Source organism: Dyadobacter sp. CY356 (assembly GCF_021440195.1).
Lineage (GTDB): Bacteria > Bacteroidota > Bacteroidia > Cytophagales > Spirosomataceae > Dyadobacter.
On record NZ_JAJTSZ010000005.1, the window covers coordinates 533132 to 554465 of the forward strand.

16 protein-coding genes are annotated in these 21334 nt (G+C 39.9%); 8 read left to right on the plus strand and 8 right to left on the minus strand.

All coding sequences use genetic code 11. The features are described 5' to 3' along the window. Window positions 1-83 precede the first annotated feature (83 nt). On the plus strand, window positions 84-1349 hold the full coding sequence (locus LXL81_RS18920) for a cation:dicarboxylate symporter family transporter (RefSeq protein WP_234648327.1): 1266 nt from the start codon (window positions 84-86) through the stop codon (window positions 1347-1349). Here the strand turns inward: LXL81_RS18920 and LXL81_RS18925 are convergent, their stop codons facing one another. The 4 genes from LXL81_RS18925 to LXL81_RS18940 form a co-directional block, all read right to left on the minus strand. After that, on the minus strand, window positions 1350-4019 hold the full coding sequence (locus tag LXL81_RS18925; RefSeq protein ID WP_234648328.1) for a CHAT domain-containing protein: 2670 nt from the start codon (window positions 4017-4019) through the stop codon (window positions 1350-1352). A 136-nt stretch (window positions 4020-4155) separates the two neighbouring features. Continuing rightward, on the minus strand, window positions 4156-5943 hold the full coding sequence (locus LXL81_RS18930) for a S8 family serine peptidase (protein WP_234648329.1): 1788 nt from the start codon (window positions 5941-5943) through the stop codon (window positions 4156-4158). A gap of 24 nt (window positions 5944-5967) precedes the next feature. Beyond that, complete coding sequence (locus tag LXL81_RS18935) at window positions 5968-6687, minus strand: M48 family metallopeptidase (RefSeq protein WP_234648330.1); 720 nt, start codon at window positions 6685-6687, stop codon at window positions 5968-5970. Window positions 6688-6707: 20 nt separating this feature from the next. Continuing rightward, complete coding sequence (locus LXL81_RS18940; RefSeq protein ID WP_234648331.1) at window positions 6708-7307, minus strand: RNA polymerase sigma factor; 600 nt, start codon at window positions 7305-7307, stop codon at window positions 6708-6710. Between the two features lie 146 nt (window positions 7308-7453). Between LXL81_RS18940 and LXL81_RS18945 the strand changes: the two genes are divergently transcribed. From LXL81_RS18945 to LXL81_RS18965, 5 genes are all read left to right on the plus strand, one after another. Further along, window positions 7454-9184 carry a M3 family oligoendopeptidase gene (locus LXL81_RS18945; protein ID WP_234648332.1) on the plus strand — a complete coding sequence of 577 codons (1731 nt, stop codon included), beginning with the start codon at window positions 7454-7456 and terminating at the stop codon, window positions 9182-9184. Window positions 9185-9288: 104 nt separating this feature from the next. Then, the gene (locus tag LXL81_RS18950) at window positions 9289-9513 is read left to right on the plus strand and encodes a hypothetical protein (RefSeq protein ID WP_234648333.1); all 225 of its coding nucleotides are present in this window, start codon (window positions 9289-9291) and stop codon (window positions 9511-9513) included. 575 nt (window positions 9514-10088) lie between these two features. Further along, on the plus strand, window positions 10089-11162 hold the full coding sequence (locus LXL81_RS18955; RefSeq protein WP_234648334.1) for an NAD-dependent epimerase/dehydratase family protein: 1074 nt from the start codon (window positions 10089-10091) through the stop codon (window positions 11160-11162). Window positions 11163-11234: 72 nt separating this feature from the next. Continuing rightward, window positions 11235-12182, plus strand: coding sequence for a glycosyltransferase (locus LXL81_RS18960; protein WP_234648335.1), 948 nt, complete (start codon window positions 11235-11237; stop codon window positions 12180-12182). Window positions 12183-12188: 6 nt separating this feature from the next. Beyond that, the gene (locus LXL81_RS18965) at window positions 12189-13856 is read left to right on the plus strand and encodes a hypothetical protein (protein WP_234648336.1); all 1668 of its coding nucleotides are present in this window, start codon (window positions 12189-12191) and stop codon (window positions 13854-13856) included. Here LXL81_RS18965 and LXL81_RS18970 read toward each other — a convergent pair. Continuing rightward, window positions 13801-14247 (minus strand): Rrf2 family transcriptional regulator, encoded by a 447-nt coding sequence (locus LXL81_RS18970; RefSeq protein ID WP_234648337.1) that lies wholly within the window; start codon window positions 14245-14247, stop codon window positions 13801-13803. The genes LXL81_RS18965 and LXL81_RS18970 overlap by 56 nt on opposite strands. 277 nt (window positions 14248-14524) lie before the next feature. Between LXL81_RS18970 and LXL81_RS18975 the strand changes: the two genes are divergently transcribed. After that, window positions 14525-15205 (plus strand): hypothetical protein, encoded by a 681-nt coding sequence (locus LXL81_RS18975; protein WP_234648338.1) that lies wholly within the window; start codon window positions 14525-14527, stop codon window positions 15203-15205. Here the strand turns inward: LXL81_RS18975 and LXL81_RS18980 are convergent, their stop codons facing one another. From LXL81_RS18980 to LXL81_RS18990, 3 genes are all read right to left on the minus strand, one after another. After that, window positions 15206-17611 (minus strand): 3-hydroxyacyl-CoA dehydrogenase/enoyl-CoA hydratase family protein, encoded by a 2406-nt coding sequence (locus tag LXL81_RS18980; protein WP_234648339.1) that lies wholly within the window; start codon window positions 17609-17611, stop codon window positions 15206-15208. 53 nt (window positions 17612-17664) lie between these two features. Continuing rightward, window positions 17665-18129: a MarR family winged helix-turn-helix transcriptional regulator gene (locus LXL81_RS18985; protein WP_234648340.1), complete on the minus strand. Its 465-nt coding sequence runs from the start codon at window positions 18127-18129 to the stop codon at window positions 17665-17667. A 134-nt stretch (window positions 18130-18263) separates the two neighbouring features. After that, complete coding sequence (locus LXL81_RS18990) at window positions 18264-19502, minus strand: peroxiredoxin (RefSeq protein ID WP_234648341.1); 1239 nt, start codon at window positions 19500-19502, stop codon at window positions 18264-18266. A gap of 149 nt (window positions 19503-19651) precedes the next feature. Here LXL81_RS18990 and rsmH point away from each other — a divergent pair, with 149 nt between their 5' ends. Next, window positions 19652-20575 carry a 16S rRNA (cytosine(1402)-N(4))-methyltransferase RsmH gene (gene rsmH, locus LXL81_RS18995; protein ID WP_234648342.1) on the plus strand — a complete coding sequence of 308 codons (924 nt, stop codon included), beginning with the start codon at window positions 19652-19654 and terminating at the stop codon, window positions 20573-20575. Window positions 20576-21334: the final 759 nt, after the last annotated feature.

Sequence of the window (21334 nt, forward strand, 5' to 3'; positions counted from 1 at the left end):
CTTGACTACCATCTGAAATAGGTATAAACGGGCTCAGTCATTATCCTGAACTGTTTATTAATACTCCTTAACCACTCATTCCATTGAAAAAGCTTTTTACCAACCTGACATTTTGGGTGCTCACCGCCATTACAGCCGGTGCATTGCTTGGACATTATGATCCTGAAACGGCCGTAAAAATGGATGTTTTGGGAAAGGGTTTTATTTCAATCGTCAAGATATTTATCAATCCCATTATTTTCCTGACCATTACGTTAGGCATAATCGGGATGGGCGATTTGAAAAAAGTTGGAAAAGTTGGTGCAAAAGCACTGCTGTATTTCGAAATTGTGACAACTATGGCACTGATTGTTGGCGTTTTGGTTGCTAACATTATTCGTCCGGGTGATGGTGTTGTTACGACAAATCTTCAAAAAGGCGATATTTCTGTTTATGCCAATAAGGTTCATGATTTCAGCTGGCTGAAATTTTTTCTTGATAATGTGACTTTGCAGGTATTGCTCGTTTCCTTAATTCTGGGTACTGTTTTAAGTAAATATTCAGGAAAAGATGTGGTGATCAAATGGCTGAGTTTTGCTTCCAAATATGTTTTTAAGGCACTGCATATTGTCATGATTTTTGCGCCGATCGGTGCTTTCGGGGGAATGGCTTTTACGATTGGGAAATATGGAATTCATACGCTTTTACCGCTCGCCAAGCTTATGGGGACGGTTTATATGACCATGGCGATATTTATTTTTGGCGTTCTTGGGTTGATCTTGCGAACTTACAAAATCAGTATACTGGCTTATCTCAAATATATCCGTGAAGAACTTCTCATTGTTTTGGGAACTTCATCATCGGAAGCTGCGCTGCCGTCCATCATGGAAAAACTGGAAAGAATGGGTTGTTCAAAACCTGTTGTTGGTCTGGTTATTCCGGCCGGTTATTCCTTTAATCTGGATGGGACGACGATTTATCTATCTATGGCAACGATCTTTTTAGCGCAGGTTTTCAACGTTCATTTGACAATCGGGCAGATACTTTCGGTGATCGGAATTTTGATGGTCACTTCAAAAGGAGCTGCGGGTGTTACAGGAAGCGGTTTTGTGGTACTGGCTTCTACACTTACAGCCATCAAAGTTATTCCTCTGGAAGGTTTGGCACTTTTACTTGGTGTCGACCGATTTATGTCTGAAGCACGCGCGATTACAAATATCATCGGAAACGGCGTTGCAACCATCTGGCTTGCAAATAATGAAAAAGAATTTGACCGGGATAAAATGGTTCTGGCCTTTGCGAATGTGAGGGAAACGGAGAATATTATGACCGATAATTTGTCTGATCTGACGAAGAAAACTGTTAAGTAATTAATATTTATGGAGACTCAGTTTTCTTTGTATTGATTTCTTTCTCAGGTAAAATACTAATAAAAGTACAAGTCCGGCAATGGAAGCTATTATAAAGTACATGATCATCTTCGAAAACCCCATATCCACCGGCTCTGCATTGCCAACCAATACCATTCCTGCCCAGGAATAAGGCAACTGATCACTTTTTGAAGCTGTTTTCAACCATTCAATTTGAGCTTGCTGCAAGGCTATATCCAGTGGAACTCCTTTTTCCAACTGGTCATAAAACATTTCAGTCAGCTCATAAATTGATTTATTTTCAACACTCCAAAGCGTTGTCAGGGTAGATGGAATTCCGATTCCGGCAAATCCTCTGGCCAGACTGAAAACACCTTCTCCCTTTTGATTTTTCCCTACACCGGTACGGCAGGCAGATAAAACCAGTAATTGTGTTTTTGATAGAGACGACGACGACGAAAGTTCCGAAAGTGTCAGCGTTGAATCAGCAAAATATAAGGTTGGCTCAGTTTCAGTACTGTCTGCGCTCGCATGTGTGAGCAGCTGAATGATACGATGCGACGACAATTCTTTTAAAAATGAGCTACGCGAAGCTTCTTGTCCTGTAAGACTTTTTGAAAAAAAGAAATGTTTATTAATCGCTTCCAAAGCAATTTCTGAGCCGGGCAAAGATGCCTGATTAAGTTTTTTAGAAAACTGAACCGGGGCCATTCCAAGAAATGCATTGGTTGTTGTTAATCCCTTCTCAGAACGCTTCATTTTTGCTAAAAAACTCGCAGAATAAGTATAGCTGAAGGCATATTTATTAACCAGAAAATCAGGTTTTTCGGAAGAAAAACTCAAACTTTCAAAAGGCAGGAAGTTGCCATCGGGCGATATGATTACACGGGTTGAATTGATCTTAAAAGGGGCAATCAACAAGGCAAACAATTTGTTGGATACAGACAAATAATCATAAAACTGCTTGTTTTGTACTTCCCTGCTACCTAATAATTTCTGAAATTTTGAATTATAACTTTGATAGTCAGCAAGTTTTATCTTTTTTAAATCTATACCTTTTTTAGTTATGCCGAGGCCGTATACTGCGCTGTCTCCTACAAAGTAAGAAATCAACGTTTGCCCGTCAGCCACAACCTTTTCGCGTACTTCCCGCAGACTGGGCACATGATTATCATATTTATAGGAATAGTATTGCGGATTTGCCTTTTCAAGCTGACGAATGAAAACCTGCTGTTCTTCCTGTGCGTTATAAAGTTCATCACGGAAACGCAGATATTGTTTTGATCCCGGTTTACTCTCACTTAACTGATCCTGTAAATCTGTAATTTTTTGCCGGACCATTCTTTCCTGATCCGCATCTTTTTTACTTAATCGTTGATTTGCCCCAAGTTCATTTAACTGGTCATTCAGCATTACAGCACGGCTTTTTTCAAAAAAGTAAAGGGCAGTTTCCGGGTCTTTTAGCAGGTAACAGGTTTCAATGGAATGCTCATACATCGCTTTTGTCCGATTTCGCCAGAATAGCTTTGATACATACCCAGTATGCTCCCAGCGCATAAAATCGATCATTGTATCTGCAAGCATATAGTTTTTTAATGCATTTTTCAGCTTGACGGGATCTGACTTTGAAATTTGTCCATATGTGAGCCAGGTATCTGCCTGATCTTGAATAAGAGAAAGAAGATAATCTTTTTGTGCGGTAATTTTTATAGACTGGGCTTTTGCCACAGAAGTAATTTCAGGCAATCTTTCTGCTGGTAACAACTCTCTTATGCCTTGCTGATAATATTGAAGTGATTTCAAATAATCCTTCTTCGCAGAATATGCAAGGCCCATTCTGTCCAGCAAAACTCCTTTACTATAAGCGCTTTTATTAACGTCCAGTGCTTTTTGATAATATTTCAACGCTTGGTCATGATCCTTATTTTGGTAATAATAAAACCCGATAGCGTTGATGAAATCGGAAAGATTTTTGTGTTCGCATTTTTCTGCTATTTCGTATGCTAACAAATATTCAGCAAGCTCTTCCTTTTTTTCATGCAATGCCCTGTTAATATCACCAAGTAACCGATGCTGGTTTGCAAGAGAATAACAGGCTTCCGGAAGATTTTGCATGATTCTGATTGCCTTTAAAACTTCTGTTTTTGCTTCCCGGTTTCGTTCCAGTTCGGCTAATGCCTGTGCTTTTTGCTGTAAAATTTCGGCAAGTGTTTCAAAATCTTTAATTTCAGTTGCAATTTCTTCCCCCAGATCAGCATAGGAAAGTGCTTTTTGGAAATCTCCTTTAACGTAATAAGCATATACAAGATAGAGATACGCACTTGCCGTGTACGTTTTGGACTCGTTATCATTTTTACCAATTCTTACCGCTTCACTCAAATATTTGATCGCATTTTCTGTCGACTGAGATGCGCTGGAATAAACGCCGATACGATAATTAGCCTTTACTAAGTCACTTTTTTTCAAATGCTTACTTGAATTTCCGTAAATGTAAATTATCTTTTTTGTGACCTTTATAGCGTTGTTGAAGTCCCCGGCAAAACGGTAGGCCATCCCGAGTTGTAAGAGTGCATTGATATAAGTGGAATCTGCAACGGCATAACATTTCTTCCATTGAGCAAGCCAGCTTTCAAGTTTGATCTTCTGTATACTATCAGGATCAGTTGCCATTATTTTAGAGAGGTCCTCAAAAAAAATTTGGGAAGAGCGACATTGTGCTCTTCCCTCTATACTGACAGAAAAAATGACCAGAAAAAAAATGAGTTGTCTGAACATTACTATTGAAAAAATATTGGATCGTTCAGGATCAAAATAAAGGCCCATTGTCCATTTTTAGAACTGCACCATTTTTTATTCGTCCGGATAATTCCAGTGTACTTTCTGTGATTGCATCTATTACGCTTTGTCTGGTTGCGACATTAAAAGGTTCAGTAGGATTTGCCGTCAAATATTCAGCCAGCTTTCCAGAAAAATAACTTGCCGCAAAAGACGTTCCGTGTAATGGTTTTCCATCCGATGGTGAAGGATAAGCGCTTACTACGGCTGCGTTAACAAATTCGGTGGAATAATTTCCATTGAAATGATAACCCGAGAACCAGTCATAAAGATCTAAATCCAGATTAAGATCCTTTCTGACATGTTCATTCAGATTGACTTTGGCATATGACAAGTCCCTGTTATGAAGATCTTTCCTTTCAAACTTAATAAAAGGACTCACATCTGTAACCGTGATGACATTGTTAAACATTTTGCTAAAACAGGCTGGAAAAACATTGACCGCATCCACACCGGTGGCACTTGGCATTGTTTGAAAATCATCAAATATCAGTTCTTCGCCTTCATTTCCGGCAGCTGCTACCACCCAGATTTTATTTTTTTCAAGCTGCTCAAATTTCTTCCTAAGCAATTCATAACCACCCGGATTTAAGCGTCCTTCAAAACTTGCATTAATAACCTGAATATTCATTCCTGCTTTTTTACAAGCCAACACATAGTTTAGTGAACAAAGCAAATCATATATTGTACCCCAACCGGCGCAATTGAAAGCTTTAACCGGCAATACTGGCACTTTTCCCTGTTGATTGATGACTGCAGAAATAATAGAACCGTGGCGACCTTCACTTCTGGTGGGATTTAAGGAAGTAACACGATTGTCATCATAAGGATTATTCAGAATTTCAATTTTAGTTCTTGAAGCCAGATTTGCATAATCAAGATTCGTCTTGTATTCGGCATCAAATACATTGTCCGAATCCTTGCAAGCCCTCAGATAAGAAGTTACCGCACAATATCCCCAGGAATTTCCACGAAGGCGATCATTTTGCGACTCGATTTTTTTGATCTCAGCCACATCGAAAGTCCGCTCGTTTGTTTCAGAATTCAAATAAGTGCCGATAAGATTACCTCTCTCTTCTCCCAGTTTATACCAGAGCCCGGTATCGATTACACTGACAACAACTGACTTAACATCAATATATTTGAAAGCAGGTTTTCCCAAAACAGCTGGAAAATCACTCGGCAGCGCAATAAAATCACTATCGGTAAAATCGCGTATGGAGCCAGGATCTCCGTTTGGCTTTCCGCAAATAATCAGGTTTTCAACTTGTTGCTGAAAAATAATTCCAGTGTTCTCACTTACTTCAAAAACACCAAAATTATAATCATCAAGCCACTCTATCAGTACCGTGTAAGATTCTTCACCAAATTCATCTTTAGGATTTGCACATTCACTTACCCGGATTACCCGAACTGGTAATTGTAGCGTATCTTTTAAACCAAAAGGCGTGAATGATAGAACAACCCAATTATTTTCCCTTAATAGACCTCTTCCTTCATAACCGGAAGCTGAAACCACAAGAATTTTTTGTCTTGGAGTAGCATAAACGAAGAAATCTTTAAAATCCGGCGCTTTGGCAACCGGAAGATGTAGTCCCCATTGCTTTGCATTTCGTTCCAAATCAGCATTTACATCTGAACGCTTAGATGGGCTTCTACCGAAATCTAGCACCAGAGAACCAGGATTTTCTTTTTCATAGTCACATTCCAGAAGATTCCGGTCAGCGTCCACAATTCTAAATGAAGGTACAAATTTCATATTGCAGATGTAGTTAATATATATTTATTTCACCCACTTCTCAGCCTCCTCTTTCCCCTCTAAATTACTATGAATCACTTCATTCAACAAATCATCGGCCACTTTCTTATCAACCGGTAACCCCCGCTGTAAATGTGCAATAGCTTCATAAAACTTCCCCGGATTAGAGAATAGATTTTTTTGCTCTCCAAGCTTATGAAAGTAGGTAATTGCCTTGTCATAATTTTTTAGTTTCAGGGAAACAATTCCGGCAATTTTCTGAACTTCTGCATTGTTCGGGTCATGTTTAAGTATGTCCTCGATAATCTCCTCAGATTGGTTTAGTTCGCCTTTGTTATATGCATCCACAGCCAGCTGCAAACTATCCGCCTTCCCATCCATATGCACACTTAATGTTGAAAAGTTCTCTTTGACATATACTTCTGCCAACTGTTCCTTTTCCGGAATTCCGGGATTCAGAAAATACCAGCCCAAACCAATAGCAATCAGAATCACTGCTGCGGCGGCATAATAGGTGAGTTGGCGGGTTATCGACTTTCCGGAATTTTTCGGGAGTTTCTGCCATTCCGCATGTCTTCCGGCCAGAATCTTTTCCCAATTATCTTCTTTTGCATTTTGTTTTACCAAAAGATAAAAAGCAACTGAATCGGCCAATTCGGGATTTGTCCTTAAATCCTCCTCAAATCGCATTCGCTCTGCATCAGAAAGCTGCCTTTCAAAATAATCCTCAATACGTTGTTCCATGGCATTATTATTTTCTCCCTCTATCCTTTTTTAACTCCTTTAAGATACATTTCCCTCAATTTCTCCATGCAGCGCAATCGACTGGTTTTTACCACAGCGGCAGATTGATAATTCATTTCAACTGCTATTTCCTGATCCATAAATCCTTCACTCCATGCCTTCAGCATTTGCCGGCATTTTTCACCGAGTTCCCGCAAACGTTCATGCAGGATTTCCAGATCGTATTGATCTATAAGCTGTTGTACGATACTTCGGCTGTCATCAGGAAGAATATTGATGTAGTCATCAATTGTATTTCCCTTATGCACCTGCTGACGATTAGTCGCATTCTTGCGGATAAGGTCAACACATTTGTTATTAAAAATTTGATAGAGATAAGTTTTCAGCCCTGAACGGCCTTCAAAGCGATTATTTTGAATGTTTTCAATAGTCGTGAGAATGGTATCCGAATAAACCATCGAACATTCATCAGTGGAAAGTTTGTGTTTCCAGACTCCTTCCCGAATGAGATAGGAATATTTTTCGTAGAGGCGATTTTCAAAAGCACGCGACGACGTGTCTTTTGATAAAATGCCCTCAATCAGGACATTATCTGAAAGCGTTTTTTGGAAAAATGGCATGGTATGTGCGAATACGTAGTCGAAATATACATAAAAACAGCTGTTTACCGGAAATTTTTCAGCAGATGTTTCCGTCTATTTTCCCAGTTGCAGTTTATGTGATTTACACATTACCTTTGACCGACAAAAAAATCGCACGAGGTATCATGATAAATCAGGAAACTACGACGTTGGCCCGCTCAAAAAGGGTTTTTATAGGAGAAGAATTTGAACTTAAAAAATGGGATGATCTTCAGCCATTTTATGATAATTTAAAAAACAGGGAAATTAACTCGGCTTCGGATCTGCGCCAGTGGTTTTTGGATAGAAGTGAGCTTGAATCTTATTTATCTGAAAATTTTGCATGGCGATATATCCGCCAGACCTGCGATACAGCCAATTCAGGTCTGATCAATGCATTACAGTTTTTCATCACCGAAATACAGCCAAAGCTGGCCGAGTACGGTAATGAACTGGATAAAAAGGCCGTTGAAAGTCCATATCTGAATGACTTGACCGACCAGGGATTTTCCGTTACGATTCGCGGGATGAAAAAAGCCATAGCCCTTTTCCGCGAAGAAAATATTCCGTTACAAACTGAAATGCAGACTGAAGAGCGCCGTTACGGAGCCATTGCCGGTGCTATGACCGTGACGCTGGATGGCGAAGAAATGACTCTGCAAAAAGCTTCTGACCGTTTGCAATCATCTGATCGTTCGGTCAGAGAAGAAGCCTGGCGGACAATTGCAGAACGGCGTTTTCAGGATCACGAGGTGCTTGATGAGCTGCTGAATAAGCTAGTAACACTTCGTGACCAGGTTGGGAAAAACGCAGGTTTTGACAACTACCGCGATTATATGTTTGCCGCCATGGGGCGTTTTGATTACACCCCTCAGGATTGTTTTAACTTCCATGATTCGGTAAAAGAAGCCGTTGTGCCGCTTTTAAACGATATGGCGACGAGCCGTAAAGAAGCTCTGCATGTTGATCAATTACGTCCCTGGGATACCAAAGTTGATCCGAAAGGATTACCACCACTAAAACCTTTTGAAAGCGGCGAAGAGTTGTTAGACAAAACAATCCGTTGTTTCAGCCGCCTGGATCCGTTCCTTGGAAACTGTCTTCAGATCATGAAAAACATGAAACATCTGGATCTGGAATCACGGAAAGGAAAGGCACCGGGCGGTTATAACTATCCGCTGGAAGAAATCGGCGTGCCATTTATTTTCATGAACGCAACTTCCAATCTTCGTGATATGGTTACGCTTTTACACGAAGGCGGTCACGCAGTACATTCGCTGGTAACACGTGATCTGGCATTAAATTCATTTAAACACACGCCATCAGAAGTTGCAGAACTTGCTTCCATGTCGATGGAATTAATCACAATGGATTTTTGGGATGAGTTTTTTGATAACGATGCAGATTTAAAACGTGCTAAAATCCAGCATCTGGAATCGATCATTGAAACGCTTCCATGGGTTGCAACGGTTGATAAATTCCAGCACTGGATGTATGAAAACCCGCAGCATACTGCCGAAGAACGGACAAATGCCTGGATTGAAATCTACAATCAGTTTACGGATAAGGTGATGGATTGGGCCGGACTGGAAAATCTTCAAAAATATCTGTGGCAGCGACAGCTTCATATTTATGAAGTTCCTTTTTATTATATCGAATACGGAATTGCTCAGTTAGGCGCAATCGGGGTTTGGAAAAACTACCGTGAAAATCCTGAAAAAGGATTGAAAGGTTATCTGAATGCGTTAAAAATGGGTTACACAGCGCCAATTACCGAGATTTATCAGGCTGCGAACATTCCTTTTGATTTTTCCAAAAATTACATCACAGAATTGATGCAATTCGTCCAAAGTGAGTTAGAACGATTAAAAATTTGATAATTCGTTTGCTAACCATTTGGTGGTTATGCAAAAGGCGGTTATTTTTGTGCGTATTACTATGAACCAGTAGAGAGATGAAATTTAGTAAAATAGCCGCGTTTGTGGCATGTATCGCATTGTTGTCTTCTTGTGATTATCAAAAATATAACCACAAAGAGCAAAAAGATCTTAATGCCAAGAATGACTACGTTTATGGTGTAAGCCCGGATTCTTTACCACGTCAGATGGCTAATAAATATACTGCCGATCCAACAATTGAGCCTCGCGTAAATGCAATTCGTGCAAAATTGTACGGTGGTTCTGGTAGTGCATATATTAAGGAATAGTATCTGTTTTTACAGAATAGATTTATAAACAGGATATCCTTCAAATGAAGGATATCTTTTTTTTATGCTAATACGGCAAATTTATTTTGCATATAATTTCAATTCTCCTTTTACAAAAAGATTGAAATATAATATTTAAAAGGATTAGCAAGTTAAAAGTTACCTTTGTTATACCAGTCAGGCAAGACATAAGCTTCCTATTATTTAAATCCCTCCGGTTGTTATCAGGCTCAGTTATAAAAATTCATATGTCTGAACTTATTTAATGACAACTTCATTTTATTAAAGATGCCTCATTTTAATACAAGAAAGTTTAAAATCAGGAAATAAGAGAAGTTTAAATCGTAGCCGGAAATTTATGAGAAACGAGTTAGTTAAAGTCATAAACAGCTGATATACAGACGGTTTGAAAGTCTAATTTTGTTATAAAATTAAAAAATGAACTGTAATTTTAATCCCGGTTGATTAAGCGGTTGGGATAATTGTTCGATTTTAATTTACTTTACACTCTTATTATACACATCAGAATATAGTATTATTTTAATACCAGATTTAAAACGTATTTTAAACTTAATATGAATATAGCGCTCGTTACCGGTTCAGCCGGATTGATTGGAAGTGAATCGGTTGCTTTTCTGGCCGACAAGTTTGATTTAATTATTGGAGTTGATAATAATTTACGCGAATATTTCTTTGGAGCTGACGGAAATACAGCCTGGAATAAAAGCCGTATTGAATCTGCTTATACAAATTACAAGCATTATTCTGCTGATATTCGTGAGGTTAGCCAGTTGGAACCGATTTTTAAGGAATACGGATCTGATATTAAACTGATTATCCACGCCGCTGCGCAGCCAAGCCATGACTGGGCCGCACGTGAGCCTTTCACTGATTTTGGTGTGAATGCAGTTGGTACTTTGAATATGCTTGAAATGACACGTCTTCATACACCTGAGGCCGTTTTCATCTTTACTTCTACCAATAAAGTTTACGGAGATAACCCTAACTATCTTCCGCTTGTTGAGCTGGAAACACGTTGGGAAATTGACGAAAGTCACCCATATTTCAAAAATGGTATTGATGAACAACATAGCATCGACCATACCAAACATTCGATTTTCGGTGCTTCGAAAGTTGCTGCTGATATTATGGTGCAGGAATATGGCCGTTATTTTGGAATGAAAACAGCTGTTTTCCGTGGTGGATGTCTTACAGGACCTAACCATTCAGGAGCTCAGTTACACGGATTCCTTGCTTACCTGATGAAATGCGCAATCACTGGAAATCATTACACGATTTTTGGATATAAAGGAAAACAGGTTCGTGACAACATTCACAGCCATGACCTTGTAAATATGTTCTGGCATTTTTACCAAAATCCTCGTCCGGGTGAAGTTTACAACGCAGGCGGTGGCCGTTTTGCAAACTGCTCGATGATCGAAGCTATTGCATTGTGTGAACAAATTACGGGCAATAAATTATCTCATTCATATTCTGAAACAAACCGTATCGGTGACCACATCTGGTATGTAAGTGATCTTTCCAAATTTAAAGAACACTATCCGGGCTGGAATTGGGAATATGGCTTAACTGAAACGCTTACACAAATACACGACGGTATATCTTCAAGATTGGCGAGTGTAAAATAATATCTTAGTCTCTATAACCTCCGAACGAGTAAAATCCATTATACTTGTTCGGAGGTTATTTTCATCACTGCTATGCCTGAAAATTTTGTAATCATTATTCCACAGTATAATGACTGGGAGGCCCTTAATCTGTTAATACAAAAAATAAACACAGATTTGAATCCGACCGTGTTGAAAAACGCATCGTTACTCGTGGTTGATGATTGTTCTTCAAAAGACAGAACTGAGCCCTTCGTTCCTTTTGGAGGAAAAGCTATTCAGGTTTTACGGCTTTATAGAAATCTTGGCCATCAAAAAGCCATTGCAATCGGGCTTTCCTATATTGCTGAAAATATTGAATGTGACAAAGTTATTGTGATGGATGCCGATGGAGAGGATGCTCCGTCTGATATCAACAAGCTGGTTCAGAGATCACTGGAAGTTCCGGGTAAAATTATTTTTGCTCAAAGAAATAAACGCACAGAAAACTTCGTCTTCCGGTTTTTCTATATTATCTACAAAAATCTTTTCAAGCTGCTTACAGGGAAAGTGATCACCTTTGGTAATTTCAGCCTCGTTCCCAGGCAAAGACTTAAAAATCTGGTACGGGTTTCTGAAATCTGGAATAATTATCCGGGTGGCATTATCAAATCCAGAATTCCCTATGATTCGATACTTACCGACCGGGCTACACGTCTGGCGGGAGAAAGTAAGATGAATTTCGTTTCTCTGGTTTTACATGGATTAAGTACCATTTCCGTTTTGGTGGACACCACAGCAGTAAGAATACTGATCTTCTCAATTTTTATGTCCGGATTGGCCGTAGCATTTATTATTGTTATTCTGTTTTTGAAACTGATCGGAAATGCCACGCCGGGCTGGGCATCTACCCTGGGTAGCACACTGATCATTTTAATGCTGCAATCCTTTCTGATTTCTTTATTTCTGGTTTTTATGGTCTTGCAATACCGCTCGCAGCAACACTTTATTCCGGCCATACATTACCGCGATTTTGTAGAAAAAGTAGATACCATCAGCTAAGTTCGTATGGTAACTTTCGACAGTGCCCCCACCGTATACTGGATTTTAGGATATTTGCTGGCCGGCATCACTGTCGTTTCTGCACTTTATAAACCGATCCCTGCCAAAGTAACCCTCGTAATCGCCATTCTGCTTCTCGTATTCATGAGAATGCCCGTGATCGTATTTAACAGGGAAATTAATGCGGATGAAAGCCAGATGCTCAGTCACGCCATAACGTTATACGAAGATCCGGTTTACTGGCGCTCGGTGGATGGAACTACAATCGGTCCGCTGGACAATTATCTTCTGGTTGTACCCAAACTTTTCGGCTTTCAAATTGATTATTCCAGTGGCAGGGCGATGGGCTTACTCTGCACAATCGGGGCGTTGGTTTTTGTATTTTTAGCCATGCGCAACTGGTTTGGAGAATCGTTGTCCAGAATTGCCATCGTTACTCCCTTCATTTTTCTTGCCTTCACCCAGGAAACGGATTTTGTACATTATTCCAGCGAGCAGCTCCCGGTTTTCTTCCTGGCCCTCATAATCTGGTTACTCTCTAAAATCACAGAAAGTAAAAATCCATCGTCTGTTTCGACATTTTCGTTGGGCCTGGTGGCAGGAATGATGCCTTTTGCAAAATTACAATCGGTACCACAGGCAATGGTTATTGTATTGGCAGCGATCTGGATTTGTTATCATTATTTCAAAAAAACAAAAGAGATTAAGCCGCTATTATTTTTACTTTCAGGTGGGCTGATATTTCCTCTTTTATTATTTATCTGGGCAACTTCCAATCACGTTTTTAGTGATTTTATTGATTTTTATTTATTGGGAAATGCGATTTATGCAGGTGAAAATAACTGGCTTTCAATTCCTGTACAAATGTTCAATCTGATCACACTCAGCTCTGATTTTAAAATTTATACTCTTGTTTTAATTGTTCCGATTATTTTAGGAATTGTATATTCATTTCTTCCAAATGCCCATAAAAAGTCCCAAACACAGTTCGTATTGCCAGCTACGTTAATATTATTAATACTGGCGGGAATTTATGCGGCTACAAAATCCGGCAACACATTCATCCATTATCTTAATTTTTGCATCTATCCATGGATGTTGCTGGCAGCATATGGTATTTCCAAACGGTATAATTTATTTACCGTACTTTCTGTGATCCTGTTACTTTGGTTTGCAGGAAATGATGTGCTTGATTATCGGAAAGAACACAGACTTAATAGTTTTGAATCCATAGGCGGAGCTAATGAACTGGCACAAAATCCGGTTGTAACAGCCTTAAAGAAATTTACAAAACCAGGCGATTATATGGTTGTCTGGGGTTGGCAATGTCAATATTATGTTGAAGCACAACTGGCACAGGGCACGGCTGAAAACCATTCGGAACGCTCGATATTCAATCATCCTTTACAGGAAAAGTATCTAAGCCGTTATCTGACCGACTTGAACAGAACCAGGCCAGCCGTCATCCTGGATGCAGTTGGCAAAAACAGTATGTGGGTACAGGACAAAAAAACGCAGGGAATAGAAAATTTCCCCGCGCTCGCAAATTTCGTCCATCAGCATTATACGCTGGTATCAGATAAAAATGATATTAAATTATTTGTCAGAAAAGACAGGCTTATGACTCAACAGCAAGCAGATGTTCTCCCGTACCTTGCTGCAATAGATCACTAAGCGTCGTCTGGTCTAAAACGGCCAGGTTGGCATCTCTCCATTTTTCCAATACCGTACGCAGACTGCAAGTTTCTTCGTCCTTACAATCGTCGCACCGTCCATAAAAAAACATAGAAACACAAAGCGCAGGAGCAATAGGGCCATCAATGATGCGGAGCACTTTTGAAAAACTCACTTCACCAGGTGGAATTCTCAGCAAATAACCTCCACCTTTTCCCTTTTGGCTTTGCAGAACGCCATTGTTTCTAAGATCCAGAAGAATTGCTTCAAGGAATTTTTTAGGAATTCTTTCTTTTTCCGCAATGTATGAAATCAGGACGGGTCCTTTTCCAAACTGTTCGGCCAACACTTTAAGCGCCTTCAGAGCGTATTTTGCTTTCTTTGATATCATTGTTGATAAGTATACTTAAATTTCGTCTTATAAAATTACCGGATGCCATTGAGTATCATATCCATGTAATTTCCGGATTAACCTAAACCTTAAATGACATAACAAAAGATAACTGCTTTTTATTCATTACTTTGTCATTAATCAAATGAGAGGATTTCAAATCTTCAACGTCAAGAAACTACAATTTTAAAAAATATCCTACTTACTCTACTAATTTATAGACTTTTCAAACTAATTTGTAATAAATACAAATATTAATCAAAAATACACACACTAAATGGCTGCCATCGTAACTCCTCAATTCGAAAAAAATCAAATTGAAATTACTTCAAGATTGTATTTATACGGTTCACAGGCAACTGAGGAAATCGGAAATATGATTATCGATGAGATCAACAGCATGTATAATGAGCCGGAAGTTTTTGTTGAAATTGATAGGAAACAAATGAAAGTGTTATTTTCAATTGGGTTTAAATTAATTTCAGCAAGCGAAGCAATGATGCGGGCTGCGGTCAATTTTAATTACAAAAATAATTTCATACGTATTGAGGATGAAAATCGGATCACCAGATCTTTCATGGGTTATGGTATAGGAGATAACGTCGGCCACTGGCTCACCAGCGATAATCTGGGTACCTCCACCACCGCTGCGCATGAATTCGGGCACAGTCTGGGACTTGATCATCCAGTTAATCTTGACTTTCGGGGAATTGATTCTCCACCGCCCATTATGGCTCCGCGCGGCAGTCTTGTTAATCCGCAGTATCAATGGGAACCCACAGCCAAAGCAGGTGAATTTGGCGGAACGATGAACCCAAAATATCGGAAAGTGACAAAAGAAGAAGTTCTGCTTATTTTGAAAGATTTAGACTTTGAAAACAAGCAGAACCACTACATCGGGCAACTTTCCAATACACTTTTTGACAAAACCGGCAATCCGAGCCGCTGGCTTGCCTGATTAATTTCTCGGCGGTTTACCTCCATTCAAAAGTCCCTGCATTCTTTCCAGCGTTTTCTTTTCGCCGCAAAGTGATAAAAATGCATCTCTTTCCAGGTCCAGAAGATATTGTTCTGTTACATTTTGTGGAGAACTCAGATCCCCGCCGTTGATAACATAAGCCAGTTTATTAGCAATTTTCGCATCATGCTCACTAATGTAATTTGCTATTTTCATCTGGGCAATTCCCGTCATGAAAAGTGCCATTCCAGCTTTTCCCTGGACTTTTATATCATTTCTTTGTTTCGGTTGGGTATAACCATTATCTGCCAGATCAATAGCCGCTTGTTTTGCCTCAGCTAATAACCGGCTGCGGTTTAATACGATCTGATCCTTATCCTGCAAATAATTCATAGCCCTTGCGTCATGCGCAGAAGTCGAAACTTTTGCCTGGGCTATGTTCATAAAAGCAGTCTGAAGAATGTTTAATTCAGTGTCCCCAGCCTGATACATATCGGAGCATCTCAGCGCCATTTCTTTTGTCCCACCACCGGCAGGAATAATTCCCACACCAAATTCTACCAGACCAATGTAGGTTTCGGCATGAGCCACGACTTTATCTGCATGAAGATTTAATTCGCAACCGCCACCCAACGCCAGTGTATGCGGTGCAGTCACAACCGGAATGGAAGAATAACGGGCGCGCATCATCGTTTGCTGGAATTGCGCAATGACCATATTGATCTCGTCAAATTCCTGTTCAATGGCAAACATGAAAAGCATAGCCAGATTGGCTCCTGCGGAAAATGCTTCGCTTGATTCATTTCCAATGACCAGTCCGCGGTATTCTTTTTCAGCCAGACTTATACTTTTCTGGATTCCCTCAATCACTTCAGAGCCCATGGTATTCATTTTGGATTTGAATTCCAGATTCAGGATTCCATCACCAATATCATACAGATTTGCGCCGGCATTTTTCCAGACAATATTGTTTGTAAGATTGCTTAAAATTATAAAACTTTCCTGGCCAGGGATGGCTTTGTATGATTTTGAAGGAATATCATAATACAGCTTCTTACCGTTTTCAACTTTATAAAAAGACTCATTTCCCGCTTCAAGCATTTCATAAACCCAGGCTGCCGGTTTCGCATTAAGTTCTTCCATTATACCCAGCATACTTTTTACACCAATGGCATCCCAGGTTTCAAACAAGCCTAGCTGCCAGCCAAAACCAGCACAAATGGCCTGATCAATCCTGAAAATTTCATCAGAGATTTCAGGAATCCTGAACGTTGCGTATTTGAAACAATCAGCAAAAGTTCTTCTGTAAAATTCTCCCGCCTTATCCTTTCCTGCCAAAAGAACACTGAAACGTTTGGCCACATCACTGATGGCTTTTGTTCCTTCCAAAGTAGCAAATTTTACTTTTTCGGATGGTTTGTATTCCAATGTTTGAAAATCAAGCGCGAGAATTACCGATTTCCCTTTTTCGTCCTTTACCTTCTTATAAAAACCCTGACCGGTTTTATCACCCAGCCATTTGTTATCATACGTTTTCTGCATGATTCCGGGTAAAACAAAAGCATCACGGGATTCGTCAGTTCCTTCTCCGGAAGCGTATAAATTCGCTGCAACGTGAACGGTTGTATCCAGTCCGACAACGTCAGACAAACGGTAAGTTCCTGATTTCGGGCGACCAACCACAGGACCAGTCAATTTATCCACTTCATCCACGGATAAACCCATTTCTTCGGCTACGCGAATGGTTTGGATCAGTGCAAAAATGCCGAGTCTGTTCGCGATAAAACCGGGCGTATCTTTACAAAGCACCGTTGTTTTACCCAAAAATAAATCGCCATAATGCATCAAGAAATCAACCACAGACTTTTCCGTTTCAGCTGTTGGAATGATTTCTAAAAGTCTTAAATAACGCGGCGGATTGAAAAAATGCGTTCCGCAAAAATTCTTTTTGAAGTCTTCACTGCGGCCTTCTGCCATTAAATGAATTGGAATTCCGGAAGTGTTCGAAGTGATAAGCGTTCCGGGTTTCCGCAGCGCGTCAACTTTTTCATATAAACTTTTCTTGATATCAAGCCGCTCAACCACAACTTCAATCACCCAGTCGTAGTTGCTGATGTCTTTTAAATTATCATCAAAATTGCCAGGTTTTACCCTTGATGCAAAAGCAGGACTATATAATGCAGCTGGCGTGGCTTTCAAAGTTTGCTGAAAAGAATCGTTGACAATCCTGTTTCGGACTGCGGGATGATCGGTTGTCAGTCCTTTTGCCTTTTCAGCATCATTTACATCTTTTGGAACAATATCTAATAGTAAAACTTCTACTCCAATATTGGCAAAATGGCATGCAATACGCGACCCCATAATACCGGAGCCCAAAACGGCGACTTTACGAATTGAACGATTCATTATTTAATTAAGGTTTTAGCTGTTGGCTATTAGCTCTTGGCAAGATCAAGGCTTTAAAATTCATTTTCAATTTCGCCCGCCTTCAATTTTTGATTTTCCTCCTCAACCAGACGGTTTATATCTTTTATCACATCAAAAAATACAACGAGTTTTTCAAGTGGGATTTTATCCCTGATCATCGTATTGAATGACAATACACCTTCACGTGAAAGTTCTCTTTTTTCCTTACCCAAATCCGTTAAAACAATTCTTACAAAACGCTTGTCGTTTTCATCCACTTCACGTACGATCAAACCTTTCTCTTCAAGATTTTTAAGCATTCTTACCAGGCTACGGGGTTCCATTCCCAGCAAAGGTGCTATTTTTGTTGCGGGCGTACCGTGCTCTAAATCAATGTTTAACAAAACATATCCAACCGCCATCGTCGTATCAAACCTGGCTGCATAAGCGTTATACATCCTGGAAATGGAATGCCATGCCCACTTAATCTGGAAGTCAATTGTCTTTTCCTTGCGCATCTTTTAGATTAGTTGGTGTCGGTGATGTAACGTTTACAAATGTAAGAAATCAAATTAATATTATGCAAGCATACTAATTTTGTTGTATAAAAAAACGCATCCGGTTTTTTATAGGCTGATGCGTTTATTACTGATTATTTCTCGCTGATCAGTTTATCCATTAACTGGTTAAAGTCTGCAACAAATTCATCATAATATTTTCCCGTTCCCGGACCTGAGAAACCGGTATGGATCTCTCTTACTTTTCCTTTTTTATCAACAAAAATAGTCGTTGGATAAGACATTACCTTGTTCAGCATTGGCAGCGCTTTTGCCGTTGCTTCATTGGTATTAGTCCCCGCCAGCAACACCGGATACTCAATTCCAAACCGGCTCACCATTCTTTTCAGCTTCGGAGCAGAAACTGCCAGGTCTGCGGAATGTTCAAACGCAAGCCCTATAACTTCAACGCCTCTGTCTTTATTTTTTTTGTACCATGGTGCTATGAAATTGGTTTCATCCATACAGTTCGGGCACCATGAGCCTAAAATCTGAATAATGACCGGTTTGCCTTTGAAACGAGGATCGTTGAATGAAAGTGGTTTTCCATCAGCATCCGGGAAAGTAAAATCTACCGTCTCAGAGCCTGGTTTCATATAAGTCAGTTTCGTTGCATCCGGCAATTTTGCATTTTCATTTAATATAGAAGTGAAAGTTTTATATCCCTTGATACCCGACCACATCGCACCCTTCAGAACACCATCTTTCAAAATCGCTGCTTTGATCAAATATGCATTTGAACCGTCAAAAGTTGACAAATACAAACTATCACCTTTTACATTTCCAGAAAGAAAACGATAATCACCGGTCGGCGTTAAAAATGAACCTTCAACAATACTTCCTTTTTGAGTAAAATTCCCTACCGCTTCGGTTGAATCTTTTGTCACCTCATTTTTAAAAATTGTCGCGTATTTTCCTGTAACATTTTTCACACCTTCAAGTGCCTCTTCTTTAAAAAAACGATAATTCGCGCCGAAAGCAGCCTGAAATGGCAACGAGCCTGTCACGGTTTTCCCATCCAGTCTTTTATAAAACCCTGTCAATTTTTCTCCATCTACCGATGCAGTAATTTCTGAATCAAACAGCTGCATAGGAATGTGCAGGGAATCTTTTTCAAAAAATGCACTATCCAATTTCAAACGTTCGTTTCCATTTACCGAGTAAACGGTATAAGTTTTGCCGTCAGCATTTTTCGCGATGTCGAGAATGAACGGAAGTGATTGTCCGTCACGGGTTAAAGTAGCGCGCCATGTTCCGGGTTTCACCGAAGAATCTGTGGAAGACTGACAGCCCCAGAGACTTATACCGGCGAAAATCGTAATTATCAATTTCATTGCTCTCATATTCAATTTATTAATATAGAATTACAGGTGTGACAAGAAAATTAAATCCCTACATAAGCACAACTCGTACCATTGAAAATTGCTAAGTTTGTAACGGCCTGTTGGCAAGAAATAGTTCCTATCTACGTTGCTTTTAATAAATGGATCTTCCAAGTACATATCATGAACCTGTAATGCTGTCCGAATGTCTGGATGGATTGAATATTCGTCCTGACGGAACCTACGTAGATGTTACGTTTGGAGGAGGAGGGCATTCACGGGCGATTTTAGAAAAATTAACAACTGGCCGGCTTCTGGTTTTCGATCAGGATCCTGATGCCGTGGCCAATGCAGCGGAGTGGAAAGACGATCCGAGATTTACTTTTATAGCAGCAAATTTCAGGCATATTAAAAGATATTTGAAATTACACAAGGCAGAAAAAGTGGACGGCATTCTGGCCGATCTTGGTGTTTCATCGCATCAGATCAATACACCGGCGCGTGGATTTTCAACACGTTTTGATGCAGATCTGGATATGCGTATGAACCCAAGCAATGAAAAAACAGCACGGGAGGTTTTGAACGTTCGTTCGGCTACGGAATTACAATCGATTTTAAGCCGCTATGGAGAAGTAACTAATGCCCGTACGGCTGCGGAAGCCATATTTTCATCAAGACATAACGCGCCTATTGAAACGATAAATGATCTAAAAGGGATATTGATGCGTTATGCGCCGAAACATCGTGAAAACAAATATTTTGCCCAGGTTTTCCAGGCACTCCGGATTGAAGTAAATGATGAAATGAAAGTGCTTGAAGAATTTTTAATGCAGGTCCCGGAAGTATTGAAACCTGGTGGAAGATTGGTGGTCATGTCATACCATTCGCTGGAAGACAGGCCGGTTAAAAATTTCATTCAAAAGGGAAAATTTGACGGGGAAGTTGAAAAGGATTTTTATGGTAATGAGCTTAAACCGCTTAAAAGCATTACCCGAAAACCAATTGAAGCGACACCGGAAGAAGTGGCCAGAAATCCACGGGCGAGAAGTGCGAAATTGAGAATTGCGGAGTTGCCGGTGGTTTAGCAATGTCAATAAGTGAATAAACGAAGCATTAGTTTGGTTATTTCACCCTTTCAGGGTTTATCCTGAGCTGATATTTCAAGTACTACAATACTGTCATCCCTTCGGGATTATTGATAAAGAGAAATCCAGGATGGATAACAGTATTGTAGAAAGACATCGCCCTGAACGGATTTTTAAACATACGAAGCTGTGGCATACGAAAATAAAATCCCGAAGGGACGACAGTATTATAGAAAAGACATCGGCCTGAGTGGATTTTCAAATCCCGAAGGGATGACAGTATTATAGAAAAGACATCGGCCTGAGCGGATATTCAAATCCCGAAGGGATGAAAGTTTTATAGAAAATTCATCGGCCCGAGCGGATATTCAAATCCCGAAGGGATGACAGTATTATAGAAAAGGCATCGGCCTGAGCGGATTTTCAAATCCCGAAGGGATGACAGTATTGTAGAAAGACATCGGCCTGAGCGGATATTCAAATCCTGAAGGGGTGACAATATTACAGAAAAGACATCGGCCCGAGCGGATATTTAAATCCCAAAGGGATGACAGTATTGTAGAAAGACATCGGCCTGAGCGGATTTTCAAATCCCGAAGGGATGACAGTATTATAGAAAAGACATTGCCCTGAGCGGATATTCAAATCCCGAAGGGATGACAGTATTATAGAAAGGCATTGCCCTGAACGGATATTCAAATCCCGAAGGGGTGACAGTATTATAGAAAAGGCATCGGCCTGAGCGGATATTCAAATCCA